The sequence below is a fragment of the Streptomyces sp. NPDC002232 genome, from assembly GCF_042890295.1.
Taxonomy (GTDB): Bacteria; Actinomycetota; Actinomycetes; order Streptomycetales; family Streptomycetaceae; genus Streptomyces.
The window spans coordinates 1220899-1239164 of sequence record NZ_JBIARV010000003.1; the positions used below are offsets into that span (position 1 = coordinate 1220899).

Below are 18266 nucleotides of genomic sequence, written 5' to 3' on the forward strand. Positions count from 1 at the left end.
AGGCCGATGGAGCGGCGTGCATGGCGAAGGTGCAGGCGGAAGCTGTCCTCGGCGTACTCGCGCAAACCGTGGGCGGCAGTCCGAGGTACAGATCGTCCGGCCGGTGTGGGTGTGCGGATTTCCCGCCCGCCGGCGCGGGTGCGCGCGTACACCCACGCACGGCGGACCCCGAGGCGTACGAGCAGACCAACGCCCGCCGCGCTGCACCAGGCGCCGAAGCCGCTGGGCCGTCGCGGGAGCGGCGGCCGGCCCGGTTAATCGGTTGCGGACCTTCGGGGGCGGAGTGTCTGCTCTCGGCCATGACGATTGCGCTGGGCACGCCGACCGCCGACGGGGTACGCGAGGCCATGGCCGCGCTGCGGGAGTGGCAGTACGACGAAGCGCCGATGCAGCTGCATTCCGGGGACCTCGGCTGGAACTACCGCTTCGGTGCGGCCGAGACGGCCGCCGCGGTCCGGACCTGGAGTCGGGACGGGCGGATTCTCGCCGTCGGGATGGTCGACTCGCCGACGCTGGTGCGGATGACGGCCGCTCCGGACGCTTTCCGGGACGAGGACCTGGCGCGGCGGCTCGTCGAGGACTTCTCGCTCCCTGAGCGCGGCGTGCTGCCGCAAGGAGCGGTCTCCGTCGAGGCGCCGCCGGGCCTGCTGCTCCACGACCTGCTGAGCAAGGAGGGCTGGGGCGTCGACGAGCCGTGGACGCCGCTCTTCCGCGACCTCACCGAGCCGGTGGAGGACCCCGGCGTGCGGATCAGGCCGATCGGTCCGGAGCAGGCACAGGACTTCGCCGACGTCCTGCGGTCGGCGTTCAACACCTCGCGGCCCACGCGCGCGTACTGGCACGCGATGTCGGCGGGACCGTTCTACGCCGACGCCCGCTGCCTGGGCGCCTACGACGACCGGGGCAGCGTGGCGGCGGTGGTGACGGTGTGGTCGGCCGGCCCGGGAAAGCCGGGGCTGGTCGAGCCGATGGGCGTCCACGAGGACCACCGTGGCCGCGGCTACGGCCGGGCGATCACCGTGGCCGGGGCGGCCGCGCTGCGGGAGATGGGCTCGTCGAGCGTACGTGTGTGCACGCCGTCCTCCAACGCCGGCGGCGTCGCCACGTACAAGGCGGCCGGGTTCGAGGCGCGGCCGGAGGTGCGGGACCGGATCCGGACGGCCTGACGCCGGGGCTGCCCGGAAGGCGGCAGCCCCGGCGCAGGCCGTCTGGCAGGTGCGGGTCGTGCGACGGCTCATCCGCCGCCGCGGGTCGCGCTCGTACGCCGCTGCAGCCCCCGCACCGCAACGGCCCGCTCGCCCTCTCGGCCCGTGCCTCGGACAGATGCTCGACCAGCCGCTCTTCGAGTGCACCCAGCTCCGAGCGGCGCGCGGTGATCCGCTCCGGGCGGCGCGCCGTGATCCGCTCACGCAGCTCGGGATCCACCCCGCGCGCAAGGCATCCGCCCGCACTGGCCCGAGAATCCCGAAGACGACGCACGCCAGACCCGTGACCTGCACCTTCACCATGCACACTGTTGCTCGACGTACGGACGCCTTCGGCGCCCCCCGGGGGGGCGGGTGCCCATGAGCTGGTTCGGGACAGCTGAGGCGCCGGTCGCACCACCCACCCAGCCTCCGCCACGAGGCAGTAACCACGCGGACGGCGCCACGAAGCGGTGAGTGACCAAGGCCCACGCCCGAGATACCTGCCCGCCGCAGCACCCGGGCGGCCCTCTCCTCGGTGTCTCCGGCCCGAGCGGGTAGCCGCCTGAGCCCGAGCGGGTAGCCGCCTGAGGTCCCCAAGATGGCAACCCGGGGCTCGGAGGCGTGATGAAGGCCGTCACCCGGCAAGGGCGCCGGGACGTGCGCGTGGAGACGGTCCCCGATCCGTCCGTCATCGATTCCGGCGACGTGGTCATCAAGGTGACGACCACCGGGCTGTGCGGGTCCGACCTGCACCTCTACGAGCTGCTCGGCCCCTTTCTGGACGCGGGCGACATCCTCGGTCACGAACCGATGGGCATCGTCGAGGAAGTGGGCCCCGGTGTCGAACACCTCAGAGCGGGCGACCGGGTCGTCGTGCCGTTCAACGTCTCGTGCGGGACCTGCTTCATGTGCGAACGGGGGCTGCACTCCCAGTGCGAGACCACCCAGGTCCACGAGCACGGCAACGGCGCGAGGCTCTTCGGCTACACCAAGCTCTACGGACAGGTCCCCGGCGGACAGGCGCAATACCTGCGGGTTCCCTTCGCCGACACCCTCCCCATTCCCGTGCCCCACGGCCCGCCCGACGACCGTTTCGTCTACCTGTCGGACGTCCTGCCGACAGCCTGGCAGGCCGTCGCCTACGCCGACGTCCCCCCGGGGGGCAGCGTCGCCGTCCTCGGCCTGGGCCCCATCGGCGACATGTGCACCCGCATCGCCGCCCACCGGGGCGCCGGCACCGTGATCGGAATCGACCTCGTCCCCGAACGCCTCACCCGCGCGGCCGCCCACGGGGTCCGCGTCTTCGACCTTGGCCAGTACGGCGATCAACTCCTCGAGGCCGTCCGCGAAGCCACCGCGGGACGGGGCCCCGACGCCGTGATCGACGCCGTCGGCATGGAAGCCCACGGCGGCACAGCGGCTGCGACGGCCCAGACCCTCACCGGACTGCTGCCCGACGTACTGGCCGCCGCGCTCATGAAGAAGACCGGCGTCGACCGCCTCGCAGCCCTGCACCTGGCCATCGACCTGGTACGCCGGGGCGGCACGATCTCCCTGTCCGGCGTCTACGGCGGCGCGGCCGACCCCCTGCCCCTGCTGACCATGTCCGACAAGCAGATCCAGCTGCGGATGGGCCTGGCCGACGTCCGCCGGTGGGTCGAGGACCTGATGCCCTGCTCACCGACGACGATCCCCTCGGCGTCGACGGCTTCGCCACCCACCACCTGCCCCTGGAGGACGCGGCGACCACGTACGCGGACTTCCAGGCCAAGGACAACCACACGGTCAAGGTCCTCTTCACACCCTGACGACGACCGGCCGGAGACGACGGACGTGAACGTCGCGGACTGCGAACCGATTGCCGCACGCCGCATCGTCGGGCAGAGCCGTTGAGGCGACCTGGCCCGCCGACGGCTGAGAGGGCGGCCGGATCCCGTCCGACGCCCCGTCTCCCGGGTGTGAGCACGTGCTCGCGACGCAGGAGATCGCGTCCACGATCACCGGCGGCAGTACCCCTCCTCCCGCCCGGCACAGCCGTCCAGCCAGGCCGGCCACGCGCGATGACGAGCACTGCGTGGACCAGGGTGGCGCGCTTGCCGGCGACGGCGCGGTTCAGCCTGCCGATCGCGGCGTGCCGGCAGTCCCCGGCGCCGCCGCACAGGCCCTCGACCCCCTTCTGCCCGGCGGGCCGGCAGGCGTCATGGCCGACGCCGGAGGAGCCGATGCCGACGTACCGGTCGCCGAAGAAGTGGCAGACGCGCTGGATCATGCTGTTCACCTGTTTCAGCACGTCGTCGCGGCGCGAGGCCGACGCCGGCGTGCTCGACGAGGCTGCGTCCGGTGAGGACGAGGCGGCCGCAGGCGCCGGCGTCCTTTGGCAGGACGGCCGGTGTGCGTCGTGTCTGATGGGGCAGGGGATGGGTGGGCGACGAGAGGGGCCACAGGGTCCCCCAAGAAGCCGCAGTATCCGAACGACAGTGATCCAAAGGAGTCCGCCCATGACTGACGCCACTCAGGCCACCGCACCGCACACCGTGCCCGGACTGGACCCGGTGGAGGCCGAGCGGGTGGTGGACGCTCTGCAGGGCCGGCTGCACGCTCTCAACGATCTGGCCCTCACCCTGAAGCACGTCCACTGGAACGTCGTCGGCCCGCACTTCATCGCCGTGCACGAGATGATCGACCCGCAGGTGGACGCCGTCCGGGAGATGGCCGACTCCACGGCGGAGCGCATGGCCGCCCTCGGAGGGGTCCCGATCGGCACGCCGGGCGCCCTCGTCGCAGGACGCACCTGGGACGACTACGAAGTGGGACGCGCCGACGCCGTCGCACACCTCGGCGCGCTGGACCTGGTGTACACCGGCGTCATCGAGGACCACCGGGCCGCCATGAAGACGGCCGGCGACATCGACCCGGTGACGGAGGACATGCTGATCGGGCAGCTGGCGAAGCTGGAGCAGTTCCAGTGGTTCGTCCGCGCCCACCTGGAGAGCGGCAGCGGCCGCCTCAGCACTTCCGGCGCGCGAACGCTCAGCGAAGCCGCCGGCCAGGCCGTCCGAGCATCGACCGGGGACGCATGATCGCGCCCCCGCACGCGAGGACGTACGGCCGGGACGCCGAAAAAAGTCCCGAGAACAGACGAGAACGTGTCCGCAAGAACGACTGAAGCCGGACGATGAGCACGGGCAGGGATTGCGGCACCGTCCTTCACGGGACCGCAAGGCCGGATCACCCCCGTGTACGGCGGCCTTCGAGCTGCCCAATCGGACTCACGGCCCCACGCCACGCCGTACGCCATGCGACGGCAGCAGCCCGGCCCGGAACGGGACGGCCTGCTGCCGACCGCCACGTGCGTGGCGGCGGCCATGGGCGCCCGGGCGCCGGCCCGCTCTGCCGCCTGCCGCCGTCTTCACGTTCGCACCGGTCACCGCGCACTCCAGGGTGACCGTCCACCGCTCCGCGCGTGACTGTGCCCAGTACCTGCCGGCGATGGCCGCGGGCACCACGCTCGCCACGCCGCTCGCGGCCACCTTCGCTGTCCACGGCTGGCCGTCCGGCCCGCTCACGCTCCTGGGCCTGCGGGCCGGGCGGGTGCGGCATCTGGGGCAACAGGGTGCGCAGGTGGCCACCGCCGGGTTCTTCGCCCTTCTCCTCCGTGCGGGGCCGCATCGACGACATCGGTCACCTCACCGCCGCCGTGGCTCTCGGCGCCCTGTGCGCCGTGAACGCCCCTCTCGTTCTCGCCTGATGCGACCGGTCGGCGTCCCCGCCATTCCCGTGACGCGTATCAGTACGCAGCGGAGCGGTCGATCCGGGTGGTGACAGGGGTGGCCGCGACCCCGTGCAGCAGGACCGACAGGAGCACAGTGAACGTCACCACCGCCCACAGCTCCGCCGCCGGTGCGGCGAAGTCCGCCTCCCCCAAGGCGTATGCGAGGTAGAAGAAGGCCCCGATGCCCCGGATGCCGAAGAACGCGATGACGGCCCGCTCCCTGCCCGCCGCCTTTCCCCGCACCTGGACGGCCCAGCCGACGGCCGGGCGGATCAGCAGGAACAGCGCGAGCCCGAGCAGAGCTCCCCGCCACGTCAGCGCCGCGAGACCGCCGTCGGCTATGAAGCCGCCGACGAGGAAGAGGATGACGGCGGTCAGAAGCCTCTCGACCTGATCGGTGAACCCGTGCATGACGCGGTGGTACCGGTGGCCGCGCTCAGCGTTGCGTATCGCGCAGGCGGCGACGAAGACGGCCAGGAAACCGTAGCCGTGCAGCAGCTCGGTCACCCCGTACGCCGTGAACGTCGCGGCCAGCGCCACGAACCCCTCACGCTGCTCGGCCAGCCGCAGGGCCTTCCAGGACGCCTGGAAGAACATCCAGCCCAGGAGCCGCCCCACACCGAGCCCGACCGCCACCCCCATCACGCCGCGCACACCGATGTCGCTCCACACCCAGTGCCACAGCCCGTCCGCGGACCAGCCGGTCGCCGAGGCCGTGGTCAACGCGGTGGCGGCGAGGACGAACGGAAAGGCCAGACCGTCGTTGAGCCCCGCCTCGCTCGTCAGCGCGAAACGCACCTCGTCCTCGTCGTCCGGGTCACCGGTCGGCTCTCCGACGCGCACCTCGGCGGCCAGCACCGGGTCCGTGGGCGCCAGGGCAGCCGCCACCAGCAACGCCACAGCCGGCGGCCACCCCACCACCCACCACGCCGCGAGTGCCGTGAGCCCGATCGTCAGAGGCATGGCCAAGCCCAGCAGTCGCCACGTCGTCGACCAGGAACGCCGGCCCGGCGGCCGGTTGATCGCCAGACCCGCGCCCATCAGCGCGACCACCACGCACGCCTCCGTCAGGTGCTCCACCACACCCCGGTTCCGCACCGGATCGAGCGTGGGAAGCGCGCCGAGCGGCAACGAGAACACCAGGAACCCCGTCGCCAGGAAGACCATGGGCAATGACAGGGGCCGTTTCGCGAGCGCGGTGGGAAGCACCGCGGCACACAGCGCCCCCACCCCCGCACAGGCGTAGACCACGTCCGGCCCCGTCCATCCCAGCACGTCGCTCTCCCATCCCTGAGCAGCCCAGCATCAGGCCGCGCCTACCCGGTCCCGCCCCGCGCAGCCCGCCTCCCTGCCGCCCCGCACTCCGCGCACGCCCCCGGTCGCGCGGGCGCGAAGGCCGCCTTCGGCATGACGAGATCTCAGCCGATTGGCACCCATATCACCGGGTAGGCGCCGGGAGACCTCGATTGCCCGCAAGGGCACGAAGGAGGAACCGACCGTGAGCATGGTGGAACAGACCATCGACGTGGACGCCCCGCTGCGGAACGTCTACAACCAGTGGACCCAGTTCGAGGAGTTCCCGAACTTCATGGAGGGCGTGGAGGACATCCGGCAGATCGACGACCGCCACTCCCACTGGCGGACCAAGATCGCCGGAGTCCGTCGTGAGTTCGACACGGAGATCGTCGACCAGCTGCCCGACGAGCGCATCGCCTGGCGCACCACGGGAGGCGACGTCCGGCAGAAGGGCGTCGTCACCTTCCTGCCGCTCGACCCGGAGCACACGCGCGTCCGGCTGGCCATGGAGATGGAGCCCGAGGGCATGGCCGAGAAGGCCGGAGACGCGCTCGGTTTCCTCGACCGCCGGGTCAAGGGCGACCTCAAGCGCTTCAAGAGCTTCATCGAGGACCACGGACACGAGACGGGCCAGTGGCGGGGCCGTATCCGCCCGTCCGACGGTGCGACGCCGACAGGCACGTCCTCCGGTGAGCTTCCCCGGGACCTGCGCGACAGCGGCCCCGCGGACGGCACCACCGGGCAGCCCTCCTCACGCCCCGCGCCCGAGAGCTGGGACCTCCCGCCGGAGCCGGGTGAGCCGGGCATCCGCTGACTCCGGACCGTCCCCGCCGAAGGGAACGAGCCGGGGGATGTGCCGCGCCCCGCAGGCGGACGCGGCGGGGCCCGTCGGCGCACCCCGGCGCCGGCGCCTGGTGCCGCCGGGCGTGAGGGAGCCGTGGTTCAGGCGCGCAGCGTGCTGGAAGGCGCGCGCCCGTAGGCGGACCGGTAGGCGGCGGCGAACCGCCCCGGGTGGGCGAAGCCCCACCGCATGGCCACCGAGGTGACCGTCGCCGTGCCCGGCTCGGCGGCCTTGAGGTCGGCGTGGGCGAGCGCCAGGCGCACCCGGCGGAGGTAGGCCAGGGGAGTGGAGTCCAGATGGCGCGCGAAAGCGTACTGGACCGCTCGCGGGCTGACCGGTACGCAGGCCGCGATGTCGGCCAGGGTGATGTCCCGGTCCGCGTTCTCCTCGATGTACGCCACGGCCGCGCGCACCGTGCGGGACGTGGCGTCCCGGCCGTCCCCCGCCTCCCGGTCCGGGGCCGAGTGCGGCAGCGCCCTCAGCGTGGCCGAGGCCAGGTACCGGGCCGCGTTGGCGACCAGCATCGGATGGGCGTCGACGTCGGGGTCCGTCAGGACGTGATCACGGACGTGGGCGACCGCCGAGCCGAGCAGCCGGTTCGCGTCCGCGGAGACCGCACGGGCTCCGGTCAGGGCCACGGGACCGTCCGCCGTCGACACCTGGCCGAGCAGCGCCGGATCGAACATCGTGATCGTGTAGCGCGCGCTGCAAACCTCCCCGCTGTACGGGCGGTCGTGCGGGGCGAGGAGAAACGTGTCCCCGGGCCCGAAGACCTCTTCGGCGCCGCCGGTGGTGTCGACCAGGGTTCCCTCGGCCATGGTGACCAGGCAGACGCGGTTCAGGCAGCCCGCGTCGTAGGCCATCGTGTAGTCGAGGGACAGCCGGTCGACCACCAGCCCGCCCGCCGCGTGCCGTACGACACGGGTCCGCGTGCTCTCCGCCTTTCCCCCGACCCGCATCGGTGTGTACGCCGACGACAGGAAATCCTCTGTCGCCTCCATGCTCCCGCTGTCGAAGCCGAGCTCCTTCACCTGCCGCGCCACCCTTTGACTCGCCGAGCACCTCTCCGGGGCCGTCTACCCCGGACGGTACGCGGAGCCACCTGGACGCCTCGGGCGGCGCTCCTCCAGGCCGCCGGGCGAGGTGGCGCGGCCCCGAGCGGCGCGTGCGGTGGCGGTCGCCGCATCCGGCGGTACGCGGGAGGTTGACGCGGCACACGGCGGGCACCCGCCCTGTCGACGCGGCCGGCCGACAGGAAGAGTGGTGAGGACGATGGTGGCGGAACGGGCGATCACGACCGAGGGCGCCGCGTGTCGCCTTCCCCTCGGCCGAGGCGGGGCGGACCGATGAGGACGACGGGCAGGGTGAGGACCGCATTCGAACGGATCCGCGGCATGATGCAGGAGTCCGACGGCAAGGCGCTGCGCAACGACAGCCTGCGCGAGGAGGGCCGGCGCCGCCGGACCGAGGCGCGCGAGGAGGCGTCACGACGCCGGGGGGACCAGGACCGGCACCGCTAGCGCCCGGGCGCTGACCGACGAGGTCTCGGAGAGGTGCGGCGGGGGCGAGGCTCTTCTGCGGGGTCGGCCTCGGCCTCGGCACGGTCCGGTGTCGGCGCGCGGCACCGGGGACCGGCACAGACCGGTGTCGCCGCCCGGGACCGAAACGGACCAGCCGCCGAAACCGGCGCGCTCCGGTGTCGCCGCCGGACACGGGAAGCCGCGCGCCGGCCGGTCGATCCCGCACGGACGCGTACCGCACCGGGAACGGCGGACGCGGGGCTCATGCGGTCCCGCGGCCCGCCCGTCCGTCAGTTCCGGCCGCGCCCGCAGGCACGGGCCGCGCGCAGGACGGGCGCGGCGGGCAGAACATCGAACACCGCGTCCGTACCGGTGATCCGGAGCAGCCGGAGCGCCTGGGGGGTGGGGGCGGAGAGTCGGAACGCACTGCCCGCCTCGACGGCGGCCAGACGACCGGTCAGGAGCTCGTTGAGAACGGTGGAGTCGCAGAACTCCAGACCGGCGCAGTCGACCACGAGGACCTCCGGCGCGGACGCGGCGCGGAGGTTGTCCTCCAGGGCCCGGGCCAGAACCGGGGCCGTTTCCATGTCGGCGCTGCCGCTCAGCGCGAGGACCACGGTGCCCGGGGGCCCCGCACGGCGACTGACGGTCAAGGCCTGTTGCGCTGTCATGGCCACACTCCTTCGGGCAGACGGTACGGGCGTGTTCCGTCCCATGCTCATCCGCCCGGTACCCGGCCGCAGCGCTCGAAACGAACACTCCGCGTCCGCGACGGTCCGGTGAGCGAAACCGGGAGATCGGCCGTGAACGCGACTGGCACCACCGGTCGGGGCGGCATCACACCGGTTGGCGCCCTGGCCCGCCCCGATCGCCGGCCTCGCCTCTCACCTGTGTCCGTCGGGGTGCAGGACGACCTTGGTCCACCCGTCGTCGCGGTGGTCGAAGTGCTCGTAGGCTCCGGGGGCCTCGTCGAGGGCGAGCTCGTGGGACACCACGAATCCGGGCTCGGCCCTCCCGCCGGCGATGAGGTCGCGCAGCGCGCGGTTGTAGCGCTTCACCGGGGCCTGACCGGTCCCCATGTGCTGGCCCTTGAACCAGAACATGCCGAAGTCGATGGGGATCCTGCCCTGGGCCTCGAGCCGCCCTTGGGTCTCGGCCGCCCCGGGATCCTCGGGGATGAACACTCCGACCACTCCGATGCCGCCGGTGAACCGCACGGCGTCGATCAGGCCGTTCAGGGTCAGACTCGCGTCCTCCTCGCCCTGCGGGTCGTGGGCCTGGTAGCCGACGCATTCGCAGCCGTTGTCCGCGCCGAGCCCCGAAGTGGCCTCCTTGACGACCTCGGCCGGGTCCTGGGACGAGGTGTCGATGGGGACGGCCCCGATCTGTTCGGCCAGCCGCAGGCGGTCGGCCTGGTGATCCGCCACCCAGACCCGCCCCGCGCCCTTGAGGATCGCCGAGTACGCGGCCATCAGGCCGACGGGCCCGGCCCCGTACACGAGGGTCTGGTCGCCGGGCTTCACCCGGGCCATCTCCGTGGCGTGGTAGCCGGTCGGGAAGATGTCCGCCAGCATCACGTAGTCGAGCTGGCGATCGGCGGCGTCCTCGCCCAGGCGCAGCGCGTTGAAGTCCCCGTAGGGCACGCGGAGCAGTTCCGCCTGACCCCCCTGGTACGGGCCCATCTCGGCGAAGCCGTAGGCGGCGCCCGCCATGCCGGCCCGGGGCTGCATGGTGAGGCAGTAGTTCGTCAGGCCCCGCTCGCACTGCTTGCAGAACCCGCAGGCGATGTTGAAGGGCAGGACCACCCAGTCGCCGACCTGGACCTTGCTGACCGCGTCGCCGGTCTCGACGACCTGGCCGAGGTTCTCGTGCCCCATGGCCCGACCGGTTTCGAAGGACGTCCTCCCCTCGTACATGTGCAGGTCGGAGCCGCAGATGTTGGTGGTGGTGATCTTCACGAGGATGTCGTTGGGATGCTCGATCCGTGCGTCCGGGACGTCCTTGACCGTCACCGTGCGGGGACCTTCGTACACAGCCGCTTTCATGATCGTTCCTATCCCGCCGCCGCGCTCGTACGGACGGACGGCGGCGACGACAGCCGACGGAGTCGCACGGCGGCTGCCCGGGCAGAGAGCCGGAAAACGCCGCACGCGCGTCGGTTCACCGCGGAAGGTCACCCGTTAGGACCGCGTCCTGACGCGGGGCCTTCGGGCGGGCGTGAGAAGGCGCAGGACGGCACGCTCCGCCCCGCCCGTGGGTGGCCGGCCTCCCGAAGGCACCGTCCTCGCCGAGCTGGCCGAGGGCCGTGGCAATGGTCTCCCGTGGCCGGGGCGTCCGGCCGGCGGATCAGCCAGTCCCCTCGGACCGTACGGCGCTGAAGGGGCTGGTGCCCAGGTGGGCGAGGAGGTCGGCGGTGTCGGCGTACACGGCCGCCGCACCCGCCTCGATGAGGTCGGCGCGCGGGATCCCGCCGCACAGCAGCCCGGCGGACGCGACGCCGGCGCGCCGCGCGGCCCGCATGTCCCAGACGCTGTCGCCGACGAACACGGCCCGGTCCGCGGGCACGCCGACCAGGGACAGGGCGTGCCGGATCGGATCGGGGGCCGGTTTACCCCGCTCTACGTCGTCGGCGGTGGCGGTGTCCGTGAGGGCGTCGTCGGCGTCCAGGGCCCGTCGCAGCGCGGTCAGTTCCCTGTCCTTGGCCGAGGTGACGAGCAGGACCTTCCAGCCGTCATCCGCGAGCTTCCGCAACAGTTCACCGGCCTGGTCGAAGGCCTCGAGGCGCTCGAAGGAGGTGGCGTAGAGCGTGTCGTGGGCGGCGCTGAGGCCGACGTCCTGCGACCGGTCGTGGGACGGGGCGAGCAGCTGGTCGATGAGTTGCTCGCCGGGGAGCCCCAGGGCGCGGTGCACGGCGTGGGTCGCCACGCGGTGCCCGCCCTGCCGGAAGGCCTCCCACCAGGCGACGACGTGCAGGTGGTTGGTGTCGACCAGGGTTCCGTCGACGTCGAAGAGTGCGGCGCGGTCCATGGTCGGAACTCCTACAGGTCGCGGAGGGCGGGAAGCAGGGTCGTCTCCGCCCAGCGGAGGAACGGCATCTGGTGGTCGCCCCCGACCTGGACCAGGGCGAGGTCGGTGAATCCCGCGTCGGCGAAGCGACGGGCTGCCTCCACCACGGAGCCCACGTCGTCCCCGCAGGGAATGGTCTTCGCCACGTCCTCCGGCCGGGTGTACGCGGAGGCCTGTGCGAAGCTCGCCGGGAGCGGCAGCTCGGCGTTGACGCGCCAGCCTCCCAGGGCCCACCGGAACTGGTCGTGGGCGCGCGCGACGGCGGCGCCGCGGTCGGGGTCGTAACAGATGGGCAATTGCCCGATGCGTGGCTTCCCCGTGCCGCCACGGGCGTCGAAGGCGTTGAGGAGATCCCGCTCCGGCTCCGTGGCGATCAGGAGGTCGGCATGCCGTCCGGCGACCGCACAGGAGCGGGGGCCGGAGACGGCGATGCCGAGGGGCGGGGGAGTGTCCGGGACGTCCCACAGCCTGGCGTCGTCCACCTGGAAGTGGCGCCCGTGCCGCGTCACGTAGGCGCCCGTTAACAGGGCGCGGATGATCTCGGCGGCCTCGTCCAGCATGGCGAGGCGGACCCGGGCCGAGGGCCAGCCCCGGCCGACGACGTGCTCGTTGAGGTTCTCGCCGGAGCCGAGGCCGAGCCGGAAGCGGCCCTCGGAGAGGAGCTGGACCGTCGCCGCCTTCTGGGCGACCACCACGGGGTGGTAGCGGAAGCTCGGGCAGGTCACGTAGGTCATGAGCGGGATGCGGGAGGTGGCCTGCGCCGCCGCTCCCAGGACGCTCCACGCGTACGGGGCGTGCCCCTGCGACGGCAGCCAGGGGAAGGAGTGGTCCGAGATCACGGAGAAGTCGAATCCGACGCGCTCGGCCTCGACCACGTGTCCGACCAGTTCACGGGGGCCGGCCTGCTCGGTCATCATCGTGTACCCGATGTGCATCATGTCCGGCGCCTTGCCGCGTACAGGGGGTTCGAAACGGTCGAAACACGACGAGTCGGTTCATGCGGAGCCAGTCGAGCGACCCGGGCTCGGACGACACCGGTCCGAGCGAAGCACGGGGCGGCGCCGGCCGGTGGCCGGCGCCGCCTGATCCGCCGCGTGACCGGCCGGCCGTCAGTCGTCCCCGGCGAGCACGCGGATGATCGCGGACGAGAAGGCGTCCAGGTCGTCCGGCCTTCGGGAGGTGATCAGAGGGTGGTCACCCGAGGTGTCGACGACCACCTCCCGGTCCCGCCAGGTGCCACCGGCGTTCTCCAGGTCCGGGCGGAGCGAGGGGTACGAGGTGAGTTCGCGGCCCGTGGCGAGCCCGCTGTCGACGAGGAGCCACGGCCCGTGACAGATCGCGGCGACCGGCTTGCCGGCCGCCGCGAAGGCCGAGACGAGGCGCCGGGCGTCGGTGTCGGTCCGCAGCTGGTCGGCGTTGAGTGTGCCGCCCGGGACCAGTACGGCGTCGTACCCGTCGGCGGTCGCCCGCGCGAGGGTCGTCTCCGCCGGGACCAGGTCGCCGGGGTGGCGGTCGGAGACGAGGGTCTGTACGGCTTCGTCCTTCTGCGCGGCGACGGTGACCCTGGCACCGCTCGCGCGCAGGGCTGCCGCCGGTCTGGTCAGTTCGTCCTGCTCGGTGCCGTAGTTCGTCGTGAGGATGAGGACGTTCCGTCCTTCGAGCGTTCCGTCGGGTGACACAGTCTGTCTCCTCCTTGATCAGATGCGGGCAGCTTCACCGAACTGACCGCCGTGGCGGGGACCGGAACACCTCCGGATGCCCCCGCGGCCGGGTGCGTGTCCCTGAGGCACGAGCGGCGGCCGCCCCTGCCCGGCTGGTCTGGCAGAGCTGGTTCGGTCAGCGGAGTGCGGGCAGCAGTTGGTCACGGCCGGCGGTGAAGAAGGTGTCCTGGTCGGGCCCGATCTGGCCGATGTAGACCTCGTCGAACCCGGCGTCGACGTAGGCGCGCACGGCGGCCAGGTGTTCCTCGGGGTCGTTGCCGCAGGGCACGTTCTGTGAGACCTGGTCGTGGGTGACGAGCTCGGCGGCCTGCTCGAAGTGGGCGGGCGTGGGCAGGATCTGTGCCAGTTCGCCGGGCAGGTGCTCGGTGGGCCACAGCCGGTGGGCGGTCTCGACCGCCTTGTCCCGGTCCTCGCCCCAACAGACTTTCAGCCCGCCGATGACGGGCTTGCCCTCGCCGCCGGCGGTGCGGAAACGCCGGATGGCGTCGTGGTCGGGTCCCATGGTGACGAAGCCGTCGCCGATCCGGCCGGCGAGCTCTGCCGCCTTGGGGCCGAATCCTGAGACGAGTACGGGCAGCTCGCCTGTGGGGGCGGTGTAGAGGCGTGCGTTGTCGACGGTGTAGTGCCGGCCCTGGTGGCTGACCTGGTCGCCGGTGAACAGCTTGCGCATCACCTCGACCGCCTCCTCGAGCATGTCGGCCCGTTCGTCGAAGGAGGGCCAGCGGTCGCCGAGGATGTGCTCGTTGAGGGCTTCACCGGTTCCCACGCCGAGAGCGAACCGGCCGTTCAGCAGGTGGTGGGAGGTGGCGGCGGCCTGGGCGGTCACGGCCGGGTGGAGTCGTACGGTGGGGCAGGTGACCAGTGTGGTGACGGGCAGGTCCACGGCCTGGGAGAGTGCGCCGATCATCGACCAGACGAACGGGCTGTTGCCCTGGGCGCCGTTCCACGGATGGAAGTGGTCGGAGATGGCGAGGCGGGTGAAGCCCGCCTCGCGCGCCTTTGCGGCCTGGTCCAGGAGCTGCGGGGGAGTGAATTCCTCGCAGGACAGGAAATAGCCGAACGAAGTCATGACCTCAGGCCTCCAGGAGGAGATGCCGACCCGCTGCCGCGGGCACGGGCGACGGGGAAGAGGGACTTCGGGTCGCACGGGCGGGGCCCCGCGCTTGCCGGGATCACGGCCCGTGGGGCTTTCGGATCTCGTCCTCGCGTGCCGGCGGCTGGGCCTTCGGGCCGGGCGTGACGTCGTCGGCTTCCGCGGCCCCGGTGCCGGGCAGGACAGCGTCCTCGGCCTCCTCGCGTGCTTCCTCGTCGCCGCTCTCTCCCGGTGCGCGGGACGGGGTGGTGCGAGCGCTGTCGTTCTCGTTCTCGTACTTCTTGACCACGGAGTGCTCCTGTTCTGAAAGGGACGGAAGGCGCAGCGGACGCCGGACGCCGGACGCCGGACGCCGGGGGCCGGTGCACCGGGCCCGGGGCCGGCTCGCTCGGGAAGCGAGCGAGGGCCGGTCCGGCACACGGCGGGCGCGGGGCTGTGCCGCGCGTCAGGACGGCGGGTAGACGTTGCGCTTGAGGCGCCGGGCCAGGTGTGCCGTGTTCGCCGCGAGGGTCTTGGTGGTGGCGGCGGTCTTCTCGGGGGTCTTGTCGAGGTCCTGGTAGTCGGTGCCCTGCATGGCCTCGCCGACCCAGTAGGTGACGGCGTTGGCCGGCAGGGTGAATCCGCAGTCGTTCAGGCCCTGGAACAGCTCGGCGCTCACGTGGTGGGCGCCGTCCTCGTTGCCGACCACGCAGACGGCGGCGACCTTGCCGTAGGTGAGCATCCGGCCCTCGTCGTCCGTCTCGCCGATCTCCGCGTTCAGGCGTTCCATGACCCGCTGGCAGACGCTGGAGGGGTGGCCCAGCCAGATCGGGGTCGCGAGGATCAGGATGTCGGTCCCCAGCACGGTCTCGCGGATGTCCGGCCACGCGTCACCCTCGCCCAGGTCCGTCGAGATGCCGGTCTTCACGTCGTGGTCCGCGATGCGGATCGACTTGCCGGTGACGCCGTGTTCGGCCAGCGCGTCCAGAGTCTGGCGGGCCAGGAGCTCGGAGCTGGAGGCGGCGGGGGAGGGGGACAGGGTGCACACGAGCGCGACGGCGCGCAGCGGAGTGTTCTCGTTGGCTTCCATGGCCTGCGGCTACCCCCGCAGACGGTCGCAACCCGTGATCCGCCGCTCGGTTCATCAGATCGGCGGGCACGGTCATCACGCGGGCCGGGCCGAGCCGGATCCGGGAGGCGCCGTGGGGGCGGCGCCGCCGGCGCGAGCCTCCCGACGCTTTCCCGGCCGAACTCTCCGGCCCGGAGGACCGCGGTGCCGTCCGGGCGGTCTCGTCCACGATGGTGGGCGCGTGAAGCCGGGCCCCGTGGACGATCCGGTGCCCGCAGGCTTCTACCGCAGAAGAACCGGAACGTCGGCGAGCGCGCGGTGGAAGCTGGAGGAGCCGCCGTCGGCGACCTGGACGTCGTCGGTCATCCTGTCCACGTCCAGTCGGTGATCTCGGCGGGATCCACTCCTGTGCGGCGCAGCTCGCCGCGCAGGGCGTCGCGGTGGCTGGTGTACCGCTCGGCGAGCTGCCGGCTGCGGCCGGAGCGCGGCTCGGTGTGGGCCAGGACCGTGGCGGCGATGTCGTGGCGTGTGGTGGCGTTGAGGGCGAGGAGATCGTAGGGGGTGGTGGTCGTGCCTTCCTCCACGTAACCGCGGACGTGGAAGCGGTCGGGGTGGGGCCTGCCGTGGAGGAGCTGGTGGACGGCCGAGGGGTAGCCGTGGAAGTCGAGGACGACCGGTGTCTCCTGTCCGAACAGCGCCTGGAACCGTTCATCCGGCATGGCGTTCGGGTGGCGGCCGGGAGGGGCGAGGGAGCACAGGTCGACGATGTTGACGAACCGGATCCGGGCCTCGGGCAGGTCCTGGCGCAGCAGGTCGGCCGCGGCCAGGGACTCGACGGTGGGAATGCCGCCGGCGCACGCGAGGACGACTTCGGCCTCCTCGCCGTCGGCGGTGCTCGCCCAGGTCCACTGTGACGCACCGGCGCGGACGTGGTCGCGGGCGGCGTCGAGGTCGAGCCATTGGGCGGCATCGTGCTTTCCCGCGACGACGGCGTTGATCTTCCCCGTCTCGTCCAGGAGCCGTTCCATCGTGACCAGGAGGGTGTTGGCGTCGGGTGGCAGGTAGACGCCGGTGACGGTGTTCTTGCGGTCGAGGAGGTTGTTGATGAAGCCGGGGCCCTGGTGGCTGTATCCGTTGTGTTCCTGGCGCCAGCCCTCGCTGCTGAGAAGGTAGGTGAGGCTGCTGACGGGGGCGCGCCAGGGAACCTCGCGGGACATCTTCAGCCACTTGGCGTACTGATTGGCCATGCTGTCGACGATCGAGGCGAAGGCCTCGTAGGTGGGGAAGAGGCCGTGTCGGCCGCTGAGCAGGTAGCCCTGCAGCCAGCCCTGGCAGTTGTGCTCGGACAGCATCTCCATCACCCGGCCGTCCCGTGCCAGGTTCTCGGCGTACTCCTCGACCGGCCAGGCGTAGGCGCGGCCGGTGGCCTCCAGGACCGCGTCGAGCTTGTTGGAGGCCAGTTCGTCGGGGGAGACGATCCGGAAGTCGCGGCGGGTGGACGTCGACGCCATGAGGCCGGCCAGCCAGCCGCCGAGCACCCGGGTGGGGCTCGCCTTCGCCGATCCTGGCCCGTGCGGCAGGGGCACGGAGTGCGGTTCGAGGGCAGGAAGGGGCAGAGGCCGGCGGAGCCGGCCTCCGTTCGCGGCCGGCTGGGAGCCGATGCGGACCCCCGCGGGAGGGATCCCGGCGAGCACCGCGTCCGCCGGCCGCCCGTCCTGATCGAACAGGTCCCCGGGGCGGTAGGACCGCAGCCATGACTCCAGGGCCTTGAGCTGTGCGGGGTCCTCGCGCACGTCGGGCAGGGGGACCTGGTGGGCGTGGAAGGTCCCTTCGACGGCCGTGCCCCCGGCCTCGGCCGGCGCCCCCTGTCCCTTCAGGCTGCGCAGCACGATCATCGGCCACGGGGGACGAGCGGGCACATCGCCCGCGCGGGCCCTGCCCTGGAGTCCGCGGATGCTGTCGTGAGCATCGAGGACGGCGGCCGTGAGGGGTTCCCCGGACGGGCCGCCGGTGACGTCCACGATGCGGGGATCCCAGCCGTAGCCGCGGAAGAGGTCGGTGAGTTCGGCGTCGGTCATCGTCGCGAAGAGCGTCGGCGATGAGATCTTGTAACCGTTGAGGTGAAGCACGGGCAGCACCGCCCCGGAGGTCACCGGGTCGAGGTACTTGGTGGAGTGCCACGCCCCCGCGGTGGGGCCGGTCTCCGCCTCCCCGTCGCCGACGACGCACGCCACGACCCGGTCGGGGGCGTCCAGCGCGGCACCGAACGCGGTCGCCAGGGCGTAGCCGAGCTCACCGCCCTCGTGCAGGGTCCCCGGAACCGACGGGGAGAGGTGGCTGGGGAAGCCGTCAGGAGCGCAGTAGCGACGTGCAAGCTCCCGAAGCCCGCTGCCCGTCCTCGCCAGTGCCGGGTCGTGGTCCTCGTGGGTGCCCTCCAGCCACAGGTTGGCGTGGACGGCGGGCGCGCCGTGACCGGGGCCGGTGACCAGCAGCACGTCGGCACCGCGTTCACGGACGAGACTGTTGAGAGCGGCGTAGACCATGCTGATTCCCGGACAGGACCCCCAGTGCCCCAGCAGCCGCGGCTTGATGTGCTCCGGCCGCAGCGGCTCGGTGAGCAGCAGGTTGTCCTGCAGGAAGATCAGGGCCGCGGCGACATAGTCGGCCGCCCGTGCGTAGGGGGTCCGCTGCGACTGTGCAGACACGGTCACGACTCCTCCGG

General features: G+C 72.3%; 16 protein-coding genes and 1 pseudogene. 6 read left to right on the forward strand and 11 right to left on the reverse strand.

Annotation, left to right across the window (positions count from 1 at the left end; all coding sequences use genetic code 11):
• Positions 1 to 299: 299 nt before the first annotated feature.
• The 4 genes and pseudogenes from ACFYXU_RS17885 to ACFYXU_RS17900 all read left to right on the forward strand — a co-directional run bounded on the left by ACFYXU_RS17885 (position 300) and on the right by ACFYXU_RS17900 (position 4267).
• The gene (locus ACFYXU_RS17885; RefSeq protein WP_389458417.1) at positions 300 to 1166 is read left to right on the forward strand and encodes a GNAT family N-acetyltransferase; all 867 of its coding nucleotides are present in this window, start codon (positions 300 to 302) and stop codon (positions 1164 to 1166) included.
• Between the two features lie 645 nt (positions 1167 to 1811).
• Positions 1812 to 2995, forward strand: a pseudogene (locus ACFYXU_RS17890) (alcohol dehydrogenase catalytic domain-containing protein).
• Positions 2996 to 3153: 158 nt separating this feature from the next.
• Positions 3154 to 3531: a hypothetical protein gene (locus ACFYXU_RS17895; RefSeq protein WP_389458419.1), complete on the forward strand. Its 378-nt coding sequence runs from the start codon at positions 3154 to 3156 to the stop codon at positions 3529 to 3531.
• Between the two features lie 154 nt (positions 3532 to 3685).
• Entirely contained in the window at positions 3686 to 4267 is a 582-nt protein-coding gene (locus ACFYXU_RS17900) for a Dps family protein (RefSeq protein ID WP_389458421.1), read from the forward strand.
• A gap of 707 nt (positions 4268 to 4974) precedes the next feature.
• Here the strand turns inward: ACFYXU_RS17900 and ACFYXU_RS17905 are convergent.
• Positions 4975 to 6231: a cation:proton antiporter gene (locus tag ACFYXU_RS17905; protein ID WP_389458519.1), complete on the reverse strand. Its 1257-nt coding sequence runs from the start codon at positions 6229 to 6231 to the stop codon at positions 4975 to 4977.
• Between the two features lie 232 nt (positions 6232 to 6463).
• On the opposite strand from ACFYXU_RS17905, the gene ACFYXU_RS17910 reads away from it, so the two are divergent.
• The gene (locus ACFYXU_RS17910; RefSeq protein WP_389458521.1) at positions 6464 to 7069 is read left to right on the forward strand and encodes an SRPBCC family protein; all 606 of its coding nucleotides are present in this window, start codon (positions 6464 to 6466) and stop codon (positions 7067 to 7069) included.
• A 128-nt stretch (positions 7070 to 7197) separates the two neighbouring features.
• Here ACFYXU_RS17910 and ACFYXU_RS17915 read toward each other — a convergent pair whose 3' ends face one another.
• On the reverse strand, positions 7198 to 8139 hold the full coding sequence (locus ACFYXU_RS17915; protein WP_389458423.1) for a helix-turn-helix transcriptional regulator: 942 nt from the start codon (positions 8137 to 8139) through the stop codon (positions 7198 to 7200).
• Between the two features lie 351 nt (positions 8140 to 8490).
• On the opposite strand from ACFYXU_RS17915, the gene ACFYXU_RS17920 reads away from it, so the two are divergent.
• Positions 8491 to 8616, forward strand: a complete 126-nt coding sequence (locus ACFYXU_RS17920; RefSeq protein ID WP_389458425.1) for a hypothetical protein — start codon at positions 8491 to 8493, stop codon at positions 8614 to 8616.
• Positions 8617 to 8906: 290 nt separating this feature from the next.
• Here the strand turns inward: ACFYXU_RS17920 and ACFYXU_RS17925 are convergent, their stop codons facing one another.
• The 9 genes from ACFYXU_RS17925 to ACFYXU_RS17965 all read right to left on the reverse strand — a co-directional run bounded on the left by ACFYXU_RS17925 (position 8907) and on the right by ACFYXU_RS17965 (position 18249).
• On the reverse strand, positions 8907 to 9287 hold the full coding sequence (locus ACFYXU_RS17925) for an STAS domain-containing protein (protein ID WP_389458427.1): 381 nt from the start codon (positions 9285 to 9287) through the stop codon (positions 8907 to 8909).
• Between the two features lie 213 nt (positions 9288 to 9500).
• Positions 9501 to 10661, reverse strand: coding sequence for a glutathione-independent formaldehyde dehydrogenase (locus ACFYXU_RS17930; protein WP_389458429.1), 1161 nt, complete (start codon positions 10659 to 10661; stop codon positions 9501 to 9503).
• Positions 10662 to 10962: 301 nt separating this feature from the next.
• A complete protein-coding gene (locus tag ACFYXU_RS17935; protein ID WP_389458431.1) occupies positions 10963 to 11643 on the reverse strand; it encodes an HAD family hydrolase in 681 nt (226 codons plus the stop codon).
• An 11-nt stretch (positions 11644 to 11654) separates the two neighbouring features.
• On the reverse strand, positions 11655 to 12620 hold the full coding sequence (locus tag ACFYXU_RS17940; RefSeq protein WP_384572181.1) for an LLM class F420-dependent oxidoreductase: 966 nt from the start codon (positions 12618 to 12620) through the stop codon (positions 11655 to 11657).
• Positions 12621 to 12791: 171 nt separating this feature from the next.
• Complete coding sequence (locus tag ACFYXU_RS17945; protein ID WP_376639165.1) at positions 12792 to 13361, reverse strand: type 1 glutamine amidotransferase domain-containing protein; 570 nt, start codon at positions 13359 to 13361, stop codon at positions 12792 to 12794.
• A 157-nt stretch (positions 13362 to 13518) separates the two neighbouring features.
• A complete protein-coding gene (locus ACFYXU_RS17950; protein WP_389458434.1) occupies positions 13519 to 14472 on the reverse strand; it encodes a TIGR03557 family F420-dependent LLM class oxidoreductase in 954 nt (317 codons plus the stop codon).
• Positions 14473 to 14575: 103 nt separating this feature from the next.
• Positions 14576 to 14785, reverse strand: a complete 210-nt coding sequence (locus tag ACFYXU_RS17955; RefSeq protein ID WP_384572172.1) for a hypothetical protein — start codon at positions 14783 to 14785, stop codon at positions 14576 to 14578.
• Between the two features lie 156 nt (positions 14786 to 14941).
• Positions 14942 to 15565 carry an NAD(P)H-dependent oxidoreductase gene (locus ACFYXU_RS17960; RefSeq protein ID WP_329849700.1) on the reverse strand — a complete coding sequence of 208 codons (624 nt, stop codon included), beginning with the start codon at positions 15563 to 15565 and terminating at the stop codon, positions 14942 to 14944.
• A gap of 341 nt (positions 15566 to 15906) precedes the next feature.
• Positions 15907 to 18249 carry a phosphoketolase family protein gene (locus ACFYXU_RS17965; protein WP_389458437.1) on the reverse strand — a complete coding sequence of 781 codons (2343 nt, stop codon included), beginning with the start codon at positions 18247 to 18249 and terminating at the stop codon, positions 15907 to 15909.
• Positions 18250 to 18266: the final 17 nt, after the last annotated feature.